Source organism: Aeromonas sp. s6 (genome assembly GCF_040907815.1).
Classification (GTDB): Bacteria; Pseudomonadota; Gammaproteobacteria; order Enterobacterales; family Aeromonadaceae; genus Aeromonas; species Aeromonas caviae.
Genome location: NZ_JBFOCN010000023.1, coordinates 1 through 16,459, shown reverse-complemented (window position 1 = coordinate 16,459; position 16,459 = coordinate 1). Strand labels below are relative to the sequence as shown.

18 protein-coding genes and 2 pseudogenes are annotated in these 16,459 nt (G+C 52.0%); 14 read left to right on the top strand and 6 right to left on the bottom strand.

The annotated features are described in order from the left end of the window. Positions 1–867, bottom strand: an 867-nt coding sequence (locus tag AB5Y50_RS02430; RefSeq protein ID WP_368162403.1) for an IS630 family transposase, incomplete at its 3' end; no start/stop codon positions are given. Between the two features lie 103 nt (positions 868–970). Between AB5Y50_RS02430 and AB5Y50_RS02425 the strand changes: the two are divergent. After that, positions 971–1,590: pseudogene (locus AB5Y50_RS02425) on the top strand (IS481 family transposase); the annotation flags it as partial. Between the two features lie 140 nt (positions 1,591–1,730). On the opposite strand, the gene AB5Y50_RS02420 reads toward AB5Y50_RS02425, so the two are convergent. Further along, complete coding sequence (locus AB5Y50_RS02420; protein WP_130627531.1) at positions 1,731–3,008, bottom strand: hypothetical protein; 1,278 nt, start codon at positions 3,006–3,008, stop codon at positions 1,731–1,733. A gap of 671 nt (positions 3,009–3,679) precedes the next feature. On the opposite strand from AB5Y50_RS02420, the gene AB5Y50_RS02415 reads away from it, so the two are divergent. Next, entirely contained in the window at positions 3,680–4,657 is a 978-nt protein-coding gene (locus AB5Y50_RS02415; RefSeq protein ID WP_368162402.1) for an inovirus-type Gp2 protein, read from the top strand. A 126-nt stretch (positions 4,658–4,783) separates the two neighbouring features. Here AB5Y50_RS02415 and AB5Y50_RS02410 read toward each other — a convergent pair whose 3' ends face one another. Beyond that, complete coding sequence (locus AB5Y50_RS02410; protein ID WP_010673715.1) at positions 4,784–5,128, bottom strand: helix-turn-helix domain-containing protein; 345 nt, start codon at positions 5,126–5,128, stop codon at positions 4,784–4,786. 271 nt (positions 5,129–5,399) lie between these two features. Here AB5Y50_RS02410 and AB5Y50_RS02405 point away from each other — a divergent pair, with 271 nt between their 5' ends. The 8 genes from AB5Y50_RS02405 to AB5Y50_RS02370 all read left to right on the top strand — a co-directional run bounded on the left by AB5Y50_RS02405 (position 5,400) and on the right by AB5Y50_RS02370 (position 9,623). Next, positions 5,400–5,555: a hypothetical protein gene (locus AB5Y50_RS02405; RefSeq protein ID WP_010673716.1), complete on the top strand. Its 156-nt coding sequence runs from the start codon at positions 5,400–5,402 to the stop codon at positions 5,553–5,555. Between the two features lie 59 nt (positions 5,556–5,614). Beyond that, positions 5,615–5,806, top strand: a complete 192-nt coding sequence (locus AB5Y50_RS02400) for a hypothetical protein (RefSeq protein ID WP_010673717.1) — start codon at positions 5,615–5,617, stop codon at positions 5,804–5,806. A 129-nt stretch (positions 5,807–5,935) separates the two neighbouring features. Continuing rightward, the gene (locus tag AB5Y50_RS02395) at positions 5,936–6,499 is read left to right on the top strand and encodes a lecithin retinol acyltransferase family protein (protein WP_102948665.1); all 564 of its coding nucleotides are present in this window, start codon (positions 5,936–5,938) and stop codon (positions 6,497–6,499) included. Between the two features lie 36 nt (positions 6,500–6,535). Beyond that, positions 6,536–6,961, top strand: coding sequence for a DUF2787 family protein (locus tag AB5Y50_RS02390; protein WP_010673719.1), 426 nt, complete (start codon positions 6,536–6,538; stop codon positions 6,959–6,961). Between the two features lie 10 nt (positions 6,962–6,971). After that, positions 6,972–7,382 (top strand): hypothetical protein, encoded by a 411-nt coding sequence (locus AB5Y50_RS02385; RefSeq protein ID WP_010673720.1) that lies wholly within the window; start codon positions 6,972–6,974, stop codon positions 7,380–7,382. Positions 7,383–7,694: 312 nt separating this feature from the next. Beyond that, positions 7,695–8,192 carry a DNA repair protein RadC gene (gene radC, locus AB5Y50_RS02380; RefSeq protein WP_010673722.1) on the top strand — a complete coding sequence of 166 codons (498 nt, stop codon included), beginning with the start codon at positions 7,695–7,697 and terminating at the stop codon, positions 8,190–8,192. 58 nt (positions 8,193–8,250) lie between these two features. Further along, positions 8,251–8,613 (top strand): hypothetical protein, encoded by a 363-nt coding sequence (locus AB5Y50_RS02375; protein ID WP_010673723.1) that lies wholly within the window; start codon positions 8,251–8,253, stop codon positions 8,611–8,613. A 467-nt stretch (positions 8,614–9,080) separates the two neighbouring features. Then, positions 9,081–9,623, top strand: coding sequence for a hypothetical protein (locus tag AB5Y50_RS02370; RefSeq protein WP_010673724.1), 543 nt, complete (start codon positions 9,081–9,083; stop codon positions 9,621–9,623). A gap of 214 nt (positions 9,624–9,837) precedes the next feature. Here AB5Y50_RS02370 and AB5Y50_RS02365 read toward each other — a convergent pair whose 3' ends face one another. From AB5Y50_RS02365 to AB5Y50_RS02355, 3 genes are read right to left on the bottom strand one after another with little or no spacing between them, the layout of a single operon-like run. Then, complete coding sequence (locus AB5Y50_RS02365; protein ID WP_010673725.1) at positions 9,838–10,863, bottom strand: methionine synthase; 1,026 nt, start codon at positions 10,861–10,863, stop codon at positions 9,838–9,840. A 32-nt stretch (positions 10,864–10,895) separates the two neighbouring features. Beyond that, positions 10,896–11,876: a DUF1852 domain-containing protein gene (locus AB5Y50_RS02360; protein WP_182975914.1), complete on the bottom strand. Its 981-nt coding sequence runs from the start codon at positions 11,874–11,876 to the stop codon at positions 10,896–10,898. Positions 11,877–11,920: 44 nt separating this feature from the next. Next, complete coding sequence (locus tag AB5Y50_RS02355; RefSeq protein WP_197971478.1) at positions 11,921–12,325, bottom strand: NAD(P)H-dependent oxidoreductase; 405 nt, start codon at positions 12,323–12,325, stop codon at positions 11,921–11,923. Positions 12,326–12,685: 360 nt separating this feature from the next. Between AB5Y50_RS02355 and AB5Y50_RS02350 the strand changes: the two genes are divergently transcribed. From AB5Y50_RS02350 to istB, 4 genes and pseudogenes are all read left to right on the top strand, one after another. After that, a complete protein-coding gene (locus AB5Y50_RS02350) occupies positions 12,686–13,618 on the top strand; it encodes a LysR family transcriptional regulator (RefSeq protein ID WP_119197473.1) in 933 nt (310 codons plus the stop codon). A gap of 53 nt (positions 13,619–13,671) precedes the next feature. Then, positions 13,672–13,889, top strand: a pseudogene (locus AB5Y50_RS02345) (sigma factor); the annotation flags it as partial. 277 nt (positions 13,890–14,166) lie between these two features. After that, the gene (gene istA / locus AB5Y50_RS02340) at positions 14,167–15,708 is read left to right on the top strand and encodes an IS21-like element ISAs29 family transposase (protein WP_010673729.1); all 1,542 of its coding nucleotides are present in this window, start codon (positions 14,167–14,169) and stop codon (positions 15,706–15,708) included. A 14-nt stretch (positions 15,709–15,722) separates the two neighbouring features. Next, positions 15,723–16,459, top strand: a 737-nt coding sequence (gene istB / locus AB5Y50_RS02335) for an IS21-like element ISAs29 family helper ATPase IstB (RefSeq protein ID WP_223917677.1), incomplete at its 3' end; no start/stop codon positions are given.

Below are 16,459 nucleotides of genomic sequence, written 5' to 3'. Positions count from 1 at the left end.
GTAAACTGGCTGGAACACCAGGCAGAACTTGGGGTTCTTCTTCAACCATCGCTCGGTCTGTTTGCTTTTGTGAATGATGTAGTTATCGAGGATCAGTGTGATGGTTTTGGCTCGTCGGTAGTGGCGACGCAGCTTTTCCAGCATGGCGATAAACAGGGATGAGTTTTTCTTTATCCCGCTGACGTAAAGTACTCTTCCATTGCCTGCATGGAGAACGCCTGCCAGGTAATGTTTGGCGTTCTTTCCAGGTGTGACAACCCGCTTTTGCTGCGCTCTGAACATCCAGTCGGCCCCTAATTTGGGATTAAGGTCTATATCGACTTCATCCTCATAAAACACCGGATTATCTGCATCACAGCGGGCCAGTGCCGCGTCGATATTAGCCATTTTCTCCTGATAGGCAGGGTCTTTTATCCGCAAGGTCGGCACGGGCCTTCGCCAGACAATGCCCATATGCGGTAACCATCGGCGGAGCGTGGAGGCTGCCATATTGAGCCCCATTAACCGATTGATTTTGATAGCCAATAGTTCGGTACACCAACGGCTGCGCTGATAACCAAAATCTTGCGGAGAAAACTGCATGAGCAGCACCAGTAAGGTGACAATCTTGGCGACAGGTAAGATCGGGGCACGGCCAGCCGGTAAGGCTTCTAACGCCCCCACACCTTCATCCCGATACCACCGAAGCCAACGGCCGATGGTCGAGCGAGCAGCGCCGGTAAGGTGATGAACATCAGTGATCGTGCGTCCTTCATGTAACAGCAAGATGGCCATCAAGCGACGAGCATGCCCTTTATCACGCGTGGCATGGATGATTTTGTGAATGCGGCGCCGTTGTGGTCGTGGCAGGGGTGGTAGGATAGGCATCAACTCAGTCCTTTTGGTGTGGCTTGTTTTGTTTCGCGCCTAATGAGATCGCACAAACTGGACTGAGTTCCCTTCTTCCTGTGATCTACTATTCGGAACAGCTATTTAGCGCTTCAGTCCTGAGTTTCGCGAACGCCAGATCGAAGTTAACTACATTGGGGAACTGGTGGCGTGCGATACCTTCATCGTCGGTGTACTCAAGGGGGACAAGGTGTATCTGGGAATCGTGCTGGACGGCTAAAACCGTCATGCCTGGGGACGGCACTATACCGGCAAGTTGCCGGTGACTTCGGTTCATGTGCTCAATGAAACGGTCCTGCCGTTCTTTGAAGCACATGAACCGTGTGTCTATCCCATCTCCTGTCAGATAACTGGCGCGCGTTCTGCGGACGCCCTGACCATCATTCCAACGAGCTGTTCTTGCAACTGGGGGATTGAACTCTGGGCTAACACGGTACGCAGGCCACAGAGCAATGACTTTATCGAACGACTGCATCGTACCATGCTGGATGAACACTTCCTTATCAAGAGGCGGACGACCAAGCCGTAAGGTCCCGGAATGAGTCAGTGGGGCAGATTCAGACAGACTTACATCGCTACCTGGAGCGCTGCAACACCCAGCTGCCACATCTGGGTAGGATGTTGGAGGTACATACCTCCTATCGTATGTTCAAGAAGGGGCAAAAGTTGACACCGAAGGAACTGCGCTCTAAATCAGCGTAACCAAAACACCGGTTTGAGGCCGGTGTCAGGTGATAACCATATCGGTACAGTTATTATAATCAACAACACTGCATTAAATAATCACAAATTGATTTTTGAGATATTTTCAATAGTAGTGATTTTACAAAAACAAGTGTTAGCTAAACCTGTGAGAAAAACTCCACTAGAGACTTAATAGATACATTGTCATCTTTTGCTTTTCTAAATATATCACGTAAAATATCCCTTTTTTCACTACTTAATAGTATTCTGTTTTCAATGGTGTCGCGGATTATGCCTCGTTCTAAAGTACGCCTCTTAGGAATATCGATCTTGATTAATTTGTCTCGCAGCAGCATTTGCCTAATAAATGATTTTAAATCAAGCTTATCCTTGGAGTCATCAATGCTAAGAGTGTACTCATCACCATATGCATTTCTTGAGGCAGGGGACTCAAAACGATAACCCCATGTGCACCCAGTTTTCTCGGTTATCCTATTGTTCCAGAATTCATATATTAATAGTGGTAAATCACTTTCAATGTCAGAGGTAAATATAGAGATGAAGTGGATATGAAACCCTATATATGGTGAGTGATCCACTTTCATTATATAACCAACCATGTTTTTTAATGTTGCGTCTCTAACTAAGTTCCTTAATAGACGGTCTTTCAGATGCAGCATGCTGATTAAATCACTCTCGCAATCTAAAAAGGATGTTGCACGTTTAAAAGGGTCATCAAATATGTCTTTATTTGGTATTATCCCAAGTCGCATCGTAACTACACGTAACCCACCATGAATCTTAACTAGATCATCAATGTAATTTATACAAGAAGCAATATTTTTCTCTGCAGAAAAATAGAACTCTTTAATCTGTTTCTTGTTAATAACTTTTGTTTTGCGAGTTTCATTGTCATTAACGCTCTCTTTACTCATGTCCTTTATAGGGTTAGCTACACTTGTGTAATACGGTTTATGATAAATAAACGTCATGAAGTTTTTACGTATATCAAGTGGATGCATATCATAAATATTGATGCGATGGCACTTACAGAATTCTATAAAAAAGTATAGCAATGGATTTATTTTATGAGTTTTTAATTTTTCAATTTCATCTCGTAGCTCATAGGCAACATCCAAAACGTTAACGCTTTTAGCTTCAGGTCTTATTATTTCTTTTGTTTTCTTTGGGGGAGGGAGCGATTCTTTAACTGAGTTTAATTTAATAATGCATGAAGTAAAACTAGTGAGTGCGCTATAAAATGAACCTAAAAAAATCACAGAAGGTTGTTTTGATGATGCATTAATCAAAATTGAGCCACTCTTGTCTATGCGATAGTAAATAGAGTGGCTACACTCATTAAAATTTAAGAAAGCAAGCCTCATCTCTTCATTTATAGCCGAAAGGTAGGAATATTTACACCTAATTGATTCCACGATCCCCCCCCATTAAAGTTAATATTCTTTTTTAGTGCATAAAAAACAATGGCTTACGATTATGTGTTCTGGCTATCCTATACCATCTATCCGCGATCGTGAAGGCGACAGGTAGACCGATAAACTGTTTATCTAAGATATCCATCTGTATTCTATACATATTTTCTTAATGTTTTTTTTTACTGACACACCCTTCTGATGACAAAAATCACGACATAACCATGATCAGCCAAGACAAAAATCTGCTCATCAACCACCTTATCAATCAGTTCGGTATGGAAATGTTAGCTTGCTATGACTACTTATACCCCAAACCATCCGAGACAATTCAGTACTCAATTGGTTGTCGTGAGTACATTGTCTATAGCTATAGCGTCGAAGTCAGTCTGGAGTGCACTTATCACACTTAGTGAGCTCCATAACTTACAGCCTCAACTCGCATGTGTTGAATAGTTGTCAATTAAATAAAATGGGGTTTCCCTCTTATGTTTTCGTTCGGATATTTAGATGGGAAAATGAATGTATCGAACATTAGGTTTATTTATTATTTAGTTCAACACTAGTTATCTATACAGCCTCTCATATATAACCAATACCACTCCACTAATCGCCCTATGTACGCGTGTGTTTATCACACAGTGTAGGGTTACTCCTGCCTAAACGAGGTTATCATGTTTAAACCAGTCAGACTTTTAGATATCCTATCCATACCAGACCTGCTCCAAAATAAAACGCTTCCTATTGTCAGAGCCGTTTATTCAGCACCAGATAAGTCACGCATCACTTGCATAGGTCGTAGGCTATCAACCAAACTCTTTAATGCGTTGGATACCGTGTGTGATTATTTTTATTGTCATGAGGAAATATCGTCATCACATCCAACGATAGAGCTATTCCTAACGCATATGCGAGAGGTCTATGGATTGCACCTCATCCATGAGAAAGATCTCGATAGTGATGTCGGTGACGAATTGGCCAGGGATATCAATAACGCGCTGTATGCTTTTCTAAGAGAGTTCAAGAGTAAGGTCCACCGTAAGCGCCTAAAGAACCTCAAACGCGTTGAATACCGCAATCAGCTCAGTATAGAGACGTATGTTACTAGCCTATTCGACCAGCATGCCAAGCTATTAGTCATCCGATTGGATATCGGCTATCAAGAATACTACTACGATCAGTTAACGTTAGACCTCGTGACGGATGACCTGCGTTGTTACCTTCGTCGAGTACAGAACAAATATCCTGCATTGGTCGGCTATATATGGAAACTAGAGTTTGGTGTTGATAGACATTTTCATACCCACATTACGTTCATTTTTAATGGGGCTGTTCACCAACGAGATATCTCGCTGAGTAGAACACTGGGGGAGCTGTGGGAGGATATAACCGACAATAACGGGAGCTATTTCAATTGTCAGATCAGGCGGGGGGAATATCAGGAATGGGGTACTGATGGGATTGGGATGGTCCACTACAGCGATACAGCCAAGCGTATAAACCTGATTAATGCACTGAGTTATCTGACCAAGCTGGATACGCAAATACTGGCGGTATTGCCAGCTGGTCGCCGGACCTTCGGGCGTATGGAGACACCATCGCGCCAACCTCGCCTTGGCAGACCTCGGTTAGTACTTTGTCGGTTCGATTGAAAAGAAACTCAGATAGATATCATCAGGGGACACCAAGCACAGATTGCTGTAAATCCGCATGGAAGGGCCATTGTATCCTCCTGAGTTTATCAGCATCCGTCAGTCATCTATGCGAACAGCAAGCCATTAACGTGCCAGTCTTGCCGCCAGCTTACCAACCACCTCCAGGACAAGCTCCCTGTCTGTTGTGTCGAGTTTGGCTAACTGTTGGCTAATCACCATGCCTTGTTCGGTGGGACGATTGCTGGTCTCACACAGGAAGTCTGCGAGATCACAGCCAAACAGCTGAGCCAGCTCAGCGAGCCGCACGACTGTCGGCACCACGAGACCTCTCTCCATTCGGGAGACGGCTTCCATACCTATTTTTAGGTGCTCAGCCACTTGATCTTGAGTCAGCCCTGCCTGGTGGCGTTGGCGTCCAATCGCTTTACCAACGCTCTTGGCAAGCTCTTCAAAGTTGATGTCAGTCATAAGTCCTCCAGTCAACCCTTATGGTTGACCATGGACCCATTGACATTAAGGACTCAAAAGGTTGAATATCAACTAATTAGATCTATTTTTGAAATTTCTAGACCTAAAATGAATGGAGCTCACATCACAATCTAATACCTAATCTTCCACGGTGGCCTTTGTCATCTACCAGTGCATCCACTGGCAGCATGCTAGCCACACTCTACCAACCGACTTGGGATCTCGTCGGATGGCCCCCTATTGCCAACATCCTGTAACAGGAGAAATAAACATGATCATTCCACTGCTATGGTTCGGACTTGCCTTGCTGCTAGGCATTGTTGCCTCGAGCAACGGTCGCTCATTTTGGGGGTGGTTCATTCTCGGGCTGATCATCGACCCGATTTTGGCGGGATTACTCTACTGGTTGGTCTGTAGAGATCGCTGACAGCGCTCCATTGAGGTGCACTCATAGGTGGTCAAATTTACATCATAAAGGTTTGCGATATGGGAATTTGGAAAACACTAACAACGATTAATGGCAGCAGCCTAGGAGGCCTTATCATCAAGCTCATTTATAACGTGCCGCATATGAGCGACAAGATGATTGCTGATGTGGTGACAGGCAAAAAGTGGGCCCCTGAATTCATTAAACAGTTAGCAACCAAAGAGGGGATGAAGCGCTCGCTCAAACTGTAACATCTCTGGTTTTCACCGATGGATCAGTAAGAGTCCCTCCTTCCTGCTCAACAGAACATCTCCCCTAAAGGACACCATGATGGTGTCCTTTTTGTTTATGCCGCTTTCTTACAAAGACAAGGATTAACCATGCCATTACCACAACCGGGGGACCACCTCGTTTCACCCCGTGCCGGTTACCAGCACCATGGCCTCTACCTGGGGGATTATCAGGTCATCCACTACCAGGGGGTAAGTGCCGGAATACATTCCGGTCAGATAGCCATCACCACGCTTGCCGAGTTTGGCCAGGGGCGGGGTTACCGTATCCAGCACCATCGTTCGCGTGTCTTCAATCGGGAAGAGAGCATCGACCGTGCTTACTCCCGCCTTGGAGAGGCGCACTACAGCACGCTCTTTAACAACTGCGAACACTTCGTGCTCTGGTGCATCGAGGGCTTTCACTACAGCAAGCAGATTAACCAGCTCATTTCCACGGGGTGTATCGCACATCAGGCACTTCGCACAGTGACCCAGAAGCGCCCTCAGGCCGCCCTGCCTGGCATGGCCAGCAGCACGGTACCGACCCTGTCAGCGACTACCGCTGTGACCGCTGCAGTCGGTGCGTTACTGGGTACAACGGCTTCTTCGCTGGCGGGCCCCCTTGCAGCCACCTATGGCCTCTACCGCGCCTGGCGTTGGTTCAGGGATTAACGCTTCTCACATTCGATACAAGAAGGACACATCATTATGATTATGCCATTTCACTTGGCAGGAATGTCTCTGCCGATTTCTCCTAAGCTACCTGGTTTACTGCGCAGCGTAGTGCGAGAGCAACGGCTCGACCTCAACAACCTCTCGACCCTAACCTTCAACTTTCGCAGTCCCGATTACAGTGCCGAAACCGGTGGTGTCCACCCTGTCGAGCTACGGCTTATTCGGGGATTGCACGGCTGGGTCTTCGATTACATCACCGACTTTAGCTATCAGGGGCTCGGCCAGGATGCGGAGCTCTGCAAGGAGCTTGACTTCAACTTCTCCTGTAACGAGCACTATCTGCGGGGCTGGGGACCACTGGACGGCGTGGAAGCACGCGAACTGTTCGCTCTGTGGCAGAGCAATTTCATTGGCTACGGCCAGTTGGGGTATTTCACCGTCATCGTGAGTGGGGATTAGGAGGTGTGTGATGACTAACGAACTGCCGCTGACCCACTACTCGCGCCAGTGGTTGGGACTGGTCGCAGCAAAAGCCAAACTGCAGCCGACTCGCCGGTGCGAGCGCTGGTTGCTGCATCTGACTCCTGGTAGCCCGAACGCCCGCACCGTCACCCTGCATCTACGTTGGTCTGGCATGCAGTGGCAACTTCTCTCCCTCACCAATGCTGAGGACTGGCGCACCATGAGCCAGCCGATAGATGAAATATGTGTGGATCCCACGCGCCGCTGTTTCTGGCGTAGCCAGGCAGGGCCCGTCCCGTTCTCTGATCAGCCCCGTGTACTGGGAGACTTTCTGAGCAACCTGCAGCGCACCTGTATCCATCACGGCTATTGCGTGGAGAGTGACCCCTTACCTCAAGAGGAGGTCGATGATGCCTAAAAAACCGATAGCCATTGATCCTGAGGTCATCAATCTGGAGGGAGAGACGCAGGTTGTAAGTGATAGTGGCCTAACCATTCAGTGCTACAGCGTATATCTGTGGTCGTGGAAGCCTGCTGCCTTGCTCTGGCTAGCCTGCTGAACGTGTGTTGGCCCCAGAGTAGCTGATGCCGGCGAAGAGTACGCCAGCGTCGAGAGCCGGAGCTATTCCCAAAGCCACCTGATCTCCCCTAGGTGTGCCCCAATTACCTCTCTTTAACCCCGACATGCTATTTGCGTGTCGGGGTTTTTGTTTATTTGGAGAAACCCATAATGCGTTACCACAAACTCAAGGCTGGGGAATTCCCTGGCACCTATGTCGTTACCGAACCTGTGACCGAGCAAGACCTGCTGCATATGGCCAACCAGGTTGCCCGCAAGCGACTTGCCAAAGGTTCTGCAATCACCTCTCACCAGATGGCAGCTCAACGATTGCAAACCCTGCTTCAAGGACGAGAGCGGGAGACCTTTGCCGTGCTGTTTCTTGATAATCAACATCGCGTTATTGCCCTGGAGGAGTTGTTTCACGGGACCTTGACTGCTGCCAGTGTGCATCCAAGAGAAGTGGTCAAGAGAGCCTTGGCGCTTAACAGTGCAGCTATCCTCTGCTCCCACAATCATCCCTCTGGTTACCCGGAGCCCAGCCTTTCGGATAAGCAAATCACGGACGTCCTGCGCAATGCCCTTGCGCTAGTGGATGTCCGCCTACTTGACCACCTGGTGATTGGCGCCGAAGGGGTCGTCTCCATGGCTGAGCGTGGAATGCTGTAATCCATGTTCCCCCGATTCATCCCTTCTGGGTTTACATCAAACATCAAAGGAGCTCAGTATGATTGAGTTCATCGACAGCTTTAGTCAGGCCGCCGTGGCGGAAGCTATGTGTGTACATCCTGGGCTGGCAAAGCTCATCGCCCAGCAGTTGATGCTGCCAGGTTTCGCCTATGCCCACGATATCGAAGGGCGGCGTATCGGTAATCTGTTGGTCGCGCCCAACCCGGTGCTGTACAAGACCATGCTCTTTGTCAGTCCACGTGACATGCGTGAGCACCTGCCACGAGAGATTAGCTTTGCCCGCTTTCGTTGCCCCTGTAATGCAGTGGGCCAACCGGTCGGCGAGTGGCAACGGGTGATTGTCGGGGCCTACGTCAACCATGGCAGCAATGATGCGCCAGATTGGAGTAGTCACACATGAGCATGACAACGTCCACAGCACCACTAATGGCGCCAGAGCTCACTATTACCATGCTCTGAGCCCATATCGATGAGCGCATCGCGCTGGAGCTGACCCAAAAGATCGACACGTAGTTGGCAGGACAGGTGCGTTCCGGCGTGCTGGCCCTGGATAACTGGGATGGAACAAATCTGGTTCTTCCCCGCATCGTGACCACTGCGCTACAGGAAGCTGCCGCCGAGCGGGTGATTTGGCACAGCCACCAACGCTGCTATCAGTGAGACGTCAACCGCCTCAAGCAATGGTTGTAGGCCGTCAGTCCACATTCGACTGGTCTTGAGAGGATGACAAGAGTCTTCCCTCGATAATTGATGTCACCCCCCAAGAGCCCTTGTGTTCACTTCTGTCACCACCCCTAATACAACCAACCACAACCCCATTCAGCCCCTCACATCGAGGGGCTGTTTGCATTTGAAGGAAGCCCAACCATGCATGACATGAGTGATTACAACACCCTGTCCGCCCGACAGATCACCACTGCCATCGGCCAGCTCAACCACAACACCGCGCCGAAGATAATGAGCCACCTGGCATTACGGGCTAAGCAGCCACTCCCGCTTGGTAATGGCCGCAGCCGAGCCAAGGCCCTCACACTCTTGCGCCGGGTCAAGAAGGCTCTGAAGGTAGGGCGTGTCTCGCTTGAGCTCACCGGAACGGGTTGCCACATCGACCGGGGGGGCCATCAGGCTGACCGTTACTACTACGACCGGACGCTGTTGGCCCAGGGCTGGCAGCAATACGACACCGATGAAGACGCTTGGTACTTCGGTATCTGGATTCACACGGAAAAGCTGGAGACGTTTACCTACGCGGAGGGGGATACCAGTCATGTGATTGCACCGAACGTCGAGGCGTTTAGCGCTGAATTGGCGCGGCTCTACCTGTACCACCCTCAGGCACCGGCGTTTATCAGCATCGACCCGCAAGCGGGCGTTGTAACCCGCCACTTTGAACGCAAGCCGGAGGTGTGAAATGAATCGCCCTGGCTTCTTTAGACACCTTGTGTTTCTAATCGCCAGACAGTTTCCTTGCGAATTGGCAATTACATCCTCCAGCCCAAACTGTAATCCCATAGGACTCGTCCCTCTCGAACTCACCACGTAATGTCATCAATAGTATAAAGGTCGCGCCTGCAGTGCAGGGCGACCTTTCACATCCACGGGCCCTATTGGACAGAACCTGTGCTTACTTGGCGGCCAAGCGCTCCTTGGCCAACTTCGTGCCCTCAGCCAAGGCCTGTAGCTTGCGCTGAGCCACTTCACGCGGCATGGGCGCCATGCCGCAGTTCGTGCAGGGGAATAACCGCTCCTTTGGCACGAATTGCAGGGCTTGGCCGATAGCATCAGCCACTTCTTCGGGCGTTTCGACTACGTCTGTGGCCACATCGATCACGCCAACCAGCACATCCTTGCCCTCCAGTAATTTCAGCAGTTCGAGGGGCACGTGCGAGTGCATGCATTCCAAACTCACCTGGTCGATGCTGCTTTTGGCCAGCGCAGGAAACACCGTCTCGTACTGGCGCCATTCATCGCCCAGGGTATTCTTCCAGTCAGTATTGGCCTGGATACCGTAGCCATAGCAGATGTGTACCACTGTCTTACAGTGCAGACCCTGCGCCGCACGCTCGAGCGCCCGAACGCCCCAATCGGCTACGTCCTTCATGTAGACATTGAAGGCTGGCTCGTCGAACTGGATAATGTCCACACCGTCGGCCTGCAGTGCCAGGGCCTCCTGGTTAAGTAATTCGGCGAAGGCAAAGGCCATCTTGGCCTTGTCTCCGTAGAAGCGGTCTGCCACCGTGTCGACGATGGTCATCGGGCCAGGCAGGGTAAACTTCAGCTTCTTCTTGGTGTGCGCTCGAGCCAGTTGGGCCTCGAAGGCATGTACGCGGCCCTTCAGGCGCAAGTCGGAAACCACCTGCGGCACCATTGCATCGTAACGGTTGTCACGGATGCCCATCTTCACTTTGTGCTCGAAGTCGATGCCCTCGACCTGTTCCAGAAAGCCATGCACGAAGTGCTGACGCGATTGCTCTCCATCGCACACGATATCCAGCCCAGCGTCTTCCTGGGCCTTGATCCATAGCAGAGTTGCGTCGGCTTTGGCCTGCAGGAGTGCATCACCCTTAGCCGCCCATTGGGGCCAGAGCTTGTTGGTTTCAGCTAGCCAGGCCGGTTTGGGCAGGCTACCAGTGATGGAAGTTTCAAACATAATGTGTTCCTTCAAGGCAAATGCCGGTCAGATCAGTACGTGGATTCGGCGACCCATTGTTCAAGGACGTCTTGGTACGGTTTGATGAAGTACTCTTCAGTGAACTTGCCCTGTTTGACAGCCAACTGGCTTCGTTCCTCTCGGTCATAGACGATTTGCGTCAGCGAGTAGTCCTCGGACTTCAGACTTGGTTGATAGAGCTGTCCTGCCACCGAGTTGGCGTTATAGATCTCGGGGCGGTAGATCCTCTGGAACGTTTCCATCGTACTGATGGTACCGATCAGTTCGAGATCGGTGTAGTCGCTCAGCAGGTCGCCAAAGAAGTAGAAAGCCAATGGAGCCACGCTCTTGGGCGGCATGAAAAAGCGAACCTGCATCCCCATTTTTGCAAAGTACAGGTCGGTCGATGACAGCTCGTTTTGCTGGTACTCAACGCCGAGGATTGGGTGATGATTGGTCGTGCGCTGGTAAGTTTTGCTGGTCGCTGCACTCAGGCAAATGACTGGAAGCTTGCTAAATCGTTCTTGATAGGTGCCGGAGTTGACGAAAAGCTTGAACAGCTTGCCATGCAGCACGCCGAAATCGTCGGGGATGCTGAACTCCGCCCGTGCAGCATTGTACTCAGGCAGCACGACGCTGAAGTCGTAATCGCGCACATACGACGAGAAATTGTTGCCCACGATGCCATCGATGCGCCGGTTCAACTTCGTGTCGATGATGTGGGTCTTCAGGATCTCGATCAGCGGAAACGCAGTGCTGGTCAGCATGCCACTGTACATCTCAACAGAGATGATCTCGAGTTCAACCGCGTAGCGATTACCCGTGGGATTGTCCCAATGCGCCAGGTCATTGAAACGGTTGTTGATCATCTTCAGGGTTTTGCGCAAGTTTTGTTGGCGGCCCTCTCCACGCGCCAGATTGGCGAAATTTGTGGTGAGGCGAGTTCCGTCCAATGGTTGATAGCTTTCATCGAAAGTGATGCTATTGAGGCTGAATGTGAAGTCTTGGCTCATGACGCTTCCCTGTAATGATTATTGCAATTAAGGACGATGGTTTTTCAGACTGTTAGCATGCGCTCGGCTGCAGAGTGTCTGGCATTGCGCGTTAGCTCAAGCAAGGGCAAAGCCCGTTGAACCGTCAGCCTGGCCCGCTCGATCAATGCTTGGTCGCTCAGGTCGCGCTCCACGAAGTCCTTGTCGGTGGCATAGACACCTAATGGCAAAGTACGTGCCTGGAAAAAACTGAACAGTGGTCGAATCTGATGATCAATCACCAATGCGTGGCGTTGACTGCCGCCAGTAGCGGCTAGTAACACGGGCTTGTCGGTCAGGGTGTCTTGTCCTATGAGGTCAAAGAAGCGCTTGAACAGCCCTGTGTACGAGCCACGGAAAACTGGGGTGGCGACCACCAGAACGTCGGCCTCCTCGACCACGGCCAGCGCCTGCTCTACGGCATCCGTCACCTGAGTGCGCCAGACTGACCCCGTTAGCTGCGGTGCTAGCAGCCCCCAAATCGACCAGTTTCGGCTGACACAGCACCTGATCGGCAATCAGGTACTGCGCCAAACTTGCAGATTTGGAGGGGCTTTGAAGTGCACCTGAAACAGCTACTACGCGAAGTGGACGTGTTATTTTGGTCTTCATATCAGTCGACCAGGACGACACTGCTTGGCTAGCGTCCCCGACGTTCGGGACATTCGAATTTTTAGACGGGACCATGGCTGCACCGACGAATACGTAGAGTAGATGACGGTGATTGTGCCGACCCGAGACAATGAATTAAAATGGTTTTAATTCACACATCTATGAGTAAAATTCATTGAATGCTTGAGCGCATCCATCTCAACATCGTTCAGCAGGTCGAAAAGCAAGGATCGCTGACAGCCGCCGCGGGGGTACTGAATGTCACTCAGTCAGCCTTGAGCCACAGCATGAAAAAGCTCGAGCAACAGCTGGGTACCGACGTCTGGCTGCGCGAAGGCCGAAGCCTGCGTCTAACGCAGGCAGGTCAGTACCTGCTGGCCGTGGCCAATCGTGTTCTACCCCAGTTTGATCTGGCCGAAGAGCGCCTTAGCCAGTTCGCGCAGGGCGAGCGTGGCACGCTGCGCATCGGTATGGAATGCCACCCTTGCTACCAATGGTTACTCAAGGTGGTTTCGCCCTACCTCACGGCTTGGCCGGACGTGGAGGTGGACGTGAAACAGAAGTTCCAGTTTGGCGGCATTGGCGCTCTGTTTGGCTACGAGATCGATCTGCTGGTAACTCCCGACCCGCTCTACAAGCCGGGCCTTGATTACAAGTCTGTGTTCGATTATGAACAGGTGCTCGTCGTGGCCAAAGACCATTCCCTGGCTTCAGCCTCCTATGTGAAGCCCCAGCAACTGACTAGCGAAGTACTGATCAGCTATCCTGTGGACATAGAGCGCCTAGATATCTACAACCAGTTCCTGCTACCGGCGGGTGTTACGCCCAAGCGCCATAAAACCATAGAAACCACCGACATCATGGTGCAGATGGTGGCCAGCGGCCGTGGCGTGGCAGCCTTGCCACGCTGGTTGGTCGACGAGTACGCCGTTAGGATGGGGGTGGTGCCCCTACGGCTGGGGCCGCACGGCATAGCCAAACAGATCTTCTTAGGCACTCGCGAGGCTGATACCAATATCGACTATGTGCGCGCCTTCATCGAACTGGCACGCCAGCCAGCCCAGGCCATGGCCGACGCCACTTTCATTGCTCATCCTCAAAAAGATCAATAATGACACCTCCTAATCGAACGCAAACCACTTTCCCTACTAGGTGGTCTGAATCGATAGGCACACTCAGGCATAAAGGGCTCTGCTCGCTGCTAAGGCACAGGCCGGGCAATACCTGCGATGCCGCAGATCTGGCGCAAGATATTTACCTTCAGCTCATCAGGAAAGCGCATATTCCGTCGGCGGAGGAGTGTCGTCGCCACCTGATGCAGTTGCCAAAGGCAAGCTGATCGACCTTTATCGCCGGTGCACGCTGGAGGCACACTACTTCGAGCCTGCAAACCCACGAACCCAACCCGCAGGCCCCGGCGTTTATCAGCATCAACCCGGTGCATATTCCGGCCGATCATGAACACCAATTCCGATTCAACGTGAACACCATTTCCGGACCAATGTGAACGCTCATTCCGGTTCAACCTGAACACTTCGCCCCTCCTTTCCGGAAACAGTGTTCAACATCCCGGAATCACTGTTCACATTCACCGGAATCATCCTTAACGCATTGATTTAAAAACCTTTGATACGCTCTCCCTTTTGCCAGGGAAGAGCCTATGTCTGCCAAGAGGATTGCAATGCGTAAAATTCGTGAAGTGCTGCGACTGCGGCTGGAAGCTGACCTCTCTGTTCGCCAAATCAGTATCTGTACCAAGGTCAGTGTCGGCTCCATCCAGAAACTCCTCAAAAGTGCCCAGGCGCTCGGCCTTACCTGGCCCTTACCTACCGAGCTTGATGATGGCCGACTGGCTGCCCTGTTCTATCCGCAGGCCGATACCACCATCTCGGCCCGCCATGTTGTGCCGGATTGGCCCTCTGTCCATCAGGAGCTCAAGCGCAAGGGGGTCTCCAAACAGCTGCTCTGGGAGGAGTACACCCAGCGCTATCCCAATAGCTGTTACAGCTACTCCCAGTTCTGTGACCGTTACAAGTCCTGGTGTCAGTTGCAAAAGCGCTCCATGCGCCAGATCCACAAGGCGGGGGAAAAGCTCTTTATCGACTACTGCGGGCCCACGGTGCCCATCGCCTCGCCCTCCACGGGTGAGGTCCGTCAGGCACAAGTCTTTGTCGCCGTGCTCGGTGCGTCCAACTACACCTTTGCCGAGGCCACCTGGTCCCAGTCACTGCCGGACTGGCTGCAAAGCCATGTCCGTGCCTTTGAGTTTTTCGGCGGGACACCGGTACTGCTGATCCCCGACAACCTCAAGAGCGGTGTCAGCAAGGCTTGCCGATACGATCCCGAGCTCAACCCCAGCTACCAGCAGTTGGCCGAGCACTATCAGGTGGCGGTGATGCCAGCTCGCCCTTACAAGCCTAAGGACAAAGCCAAGGCCGAGGTGGGTGTGCAGATCGTCGAGCGCTGGATCCTGGCTCGCCTACGCCATCAGACCTTCTTCTCGCTTGCCGAGCTAAACCAGTGCATCCGGGCTTTGTTGAATGAGCTCAACGAGCGCCCGTTCAAGCAGCTGCCCGGTAACCGACGCGAGGCGTTTGAGCAGTTGGACCGCCCGGCACTGGGGTCACTACCGGTGCATCCCTATCGCTATGTCGCCATCAAAACGGTCAAGGTCAACATCGACTATCACGTCAGCTATGAGCAGCACCATTACTCGGTGCCGCACCAGTATGTGGGTCAGCAACTGGAGCTCCATGCGGGCGATACCCTGCTTCAGGTCTATCACCAGCAACAGCTGGTCGCGAGCCATCCGCGTAAAACCATCCCGGGGATGAGCACACTCCCTGAGCACATGCCGGAACGTCACAGCAAGCAGCAACGCTGGACGCCAGGGCGTCTTAAGCAGTGGGCTGCCGACATCGGACCGGGCACCTTGTGCTGGGTTAGCGAACGGCTGGCAGAGAAAGCCCATGCCGAGCAGGCATACCGACTCTGCCTGGGACTGCTGAGTCTTAGCCGGGAGTATCCGCCATCACGAGTCGAAGCCTGTTGCCAGCTGGCCAACCGGGAAGGACTGGTGCGGCTCAAGCAGCTCAAGTCGGTGCTGACCAGTGGCCGCGACCAACTGTCCGCAAGTCCGCTCAGTTATCCAGAACTGCCGCAAGAGCACGAGAACATCCGCGGCCCCCAGAGCTTCCACTAAAGAGGATACGTCCCATGACCCAACAAACGCTGACCCGCTTGAGACACCTGAAACTGACCGGCATGGCGGATGCCGTGCAACAACAACTGGAACAGGCAAGTACCTACGAAGGGCTGCCCTTCATCGAGCGGCTAAGCCTGCTGGTCGAACACGAACAACTGAGCCGGGAGCAGCGTAAACAAGCTCGGCTGGTCAAGCAGGCGAGGCTCAAACTCCAGGCCACGGTGCAAGAGGTGGACTACCAGTCTGCACGCAACCTGGAGCGGTCACAGGTGGCAAACCTGGCCCAAGGAGAGTGGCTGCGCCGGGGCCAGAACCTGCTCATTACCGGCCCCTGTGGCTGCGGAAAAACCTACCTAGCCTGTGCGCTGGGCTACCAAGCCTGTCAGCAGGGGCACAGCACTCGTTACTACCGGCTGCCGCGTCTGCTACTTGAGCTGAGCCAGGCCAAGGTAGATGGCAGTTACGCCAGACTGCTGGGTCAACTGGCAAGGATAGAGCTGCTGATCCTGGATGACTGGGGACTGGAAGCGGTGAATGCCGAGCAGCGCAACGCCCTGCTGGAGATCATGGATGATCGGTACGGGAAATACTCGACGGTCGTGGTCAGTCAGCTGCCAACGGAAGAGTGGTACGCGAGCTTGGGGGACAACACTCTGGCAGATGCGATCCTGGACCGGCTGATGCACAACGCTCACCGGCTGTCACTGAAGGGAGAATCGATGAGAAAGAGGAGAAGTGAGTTGACCCA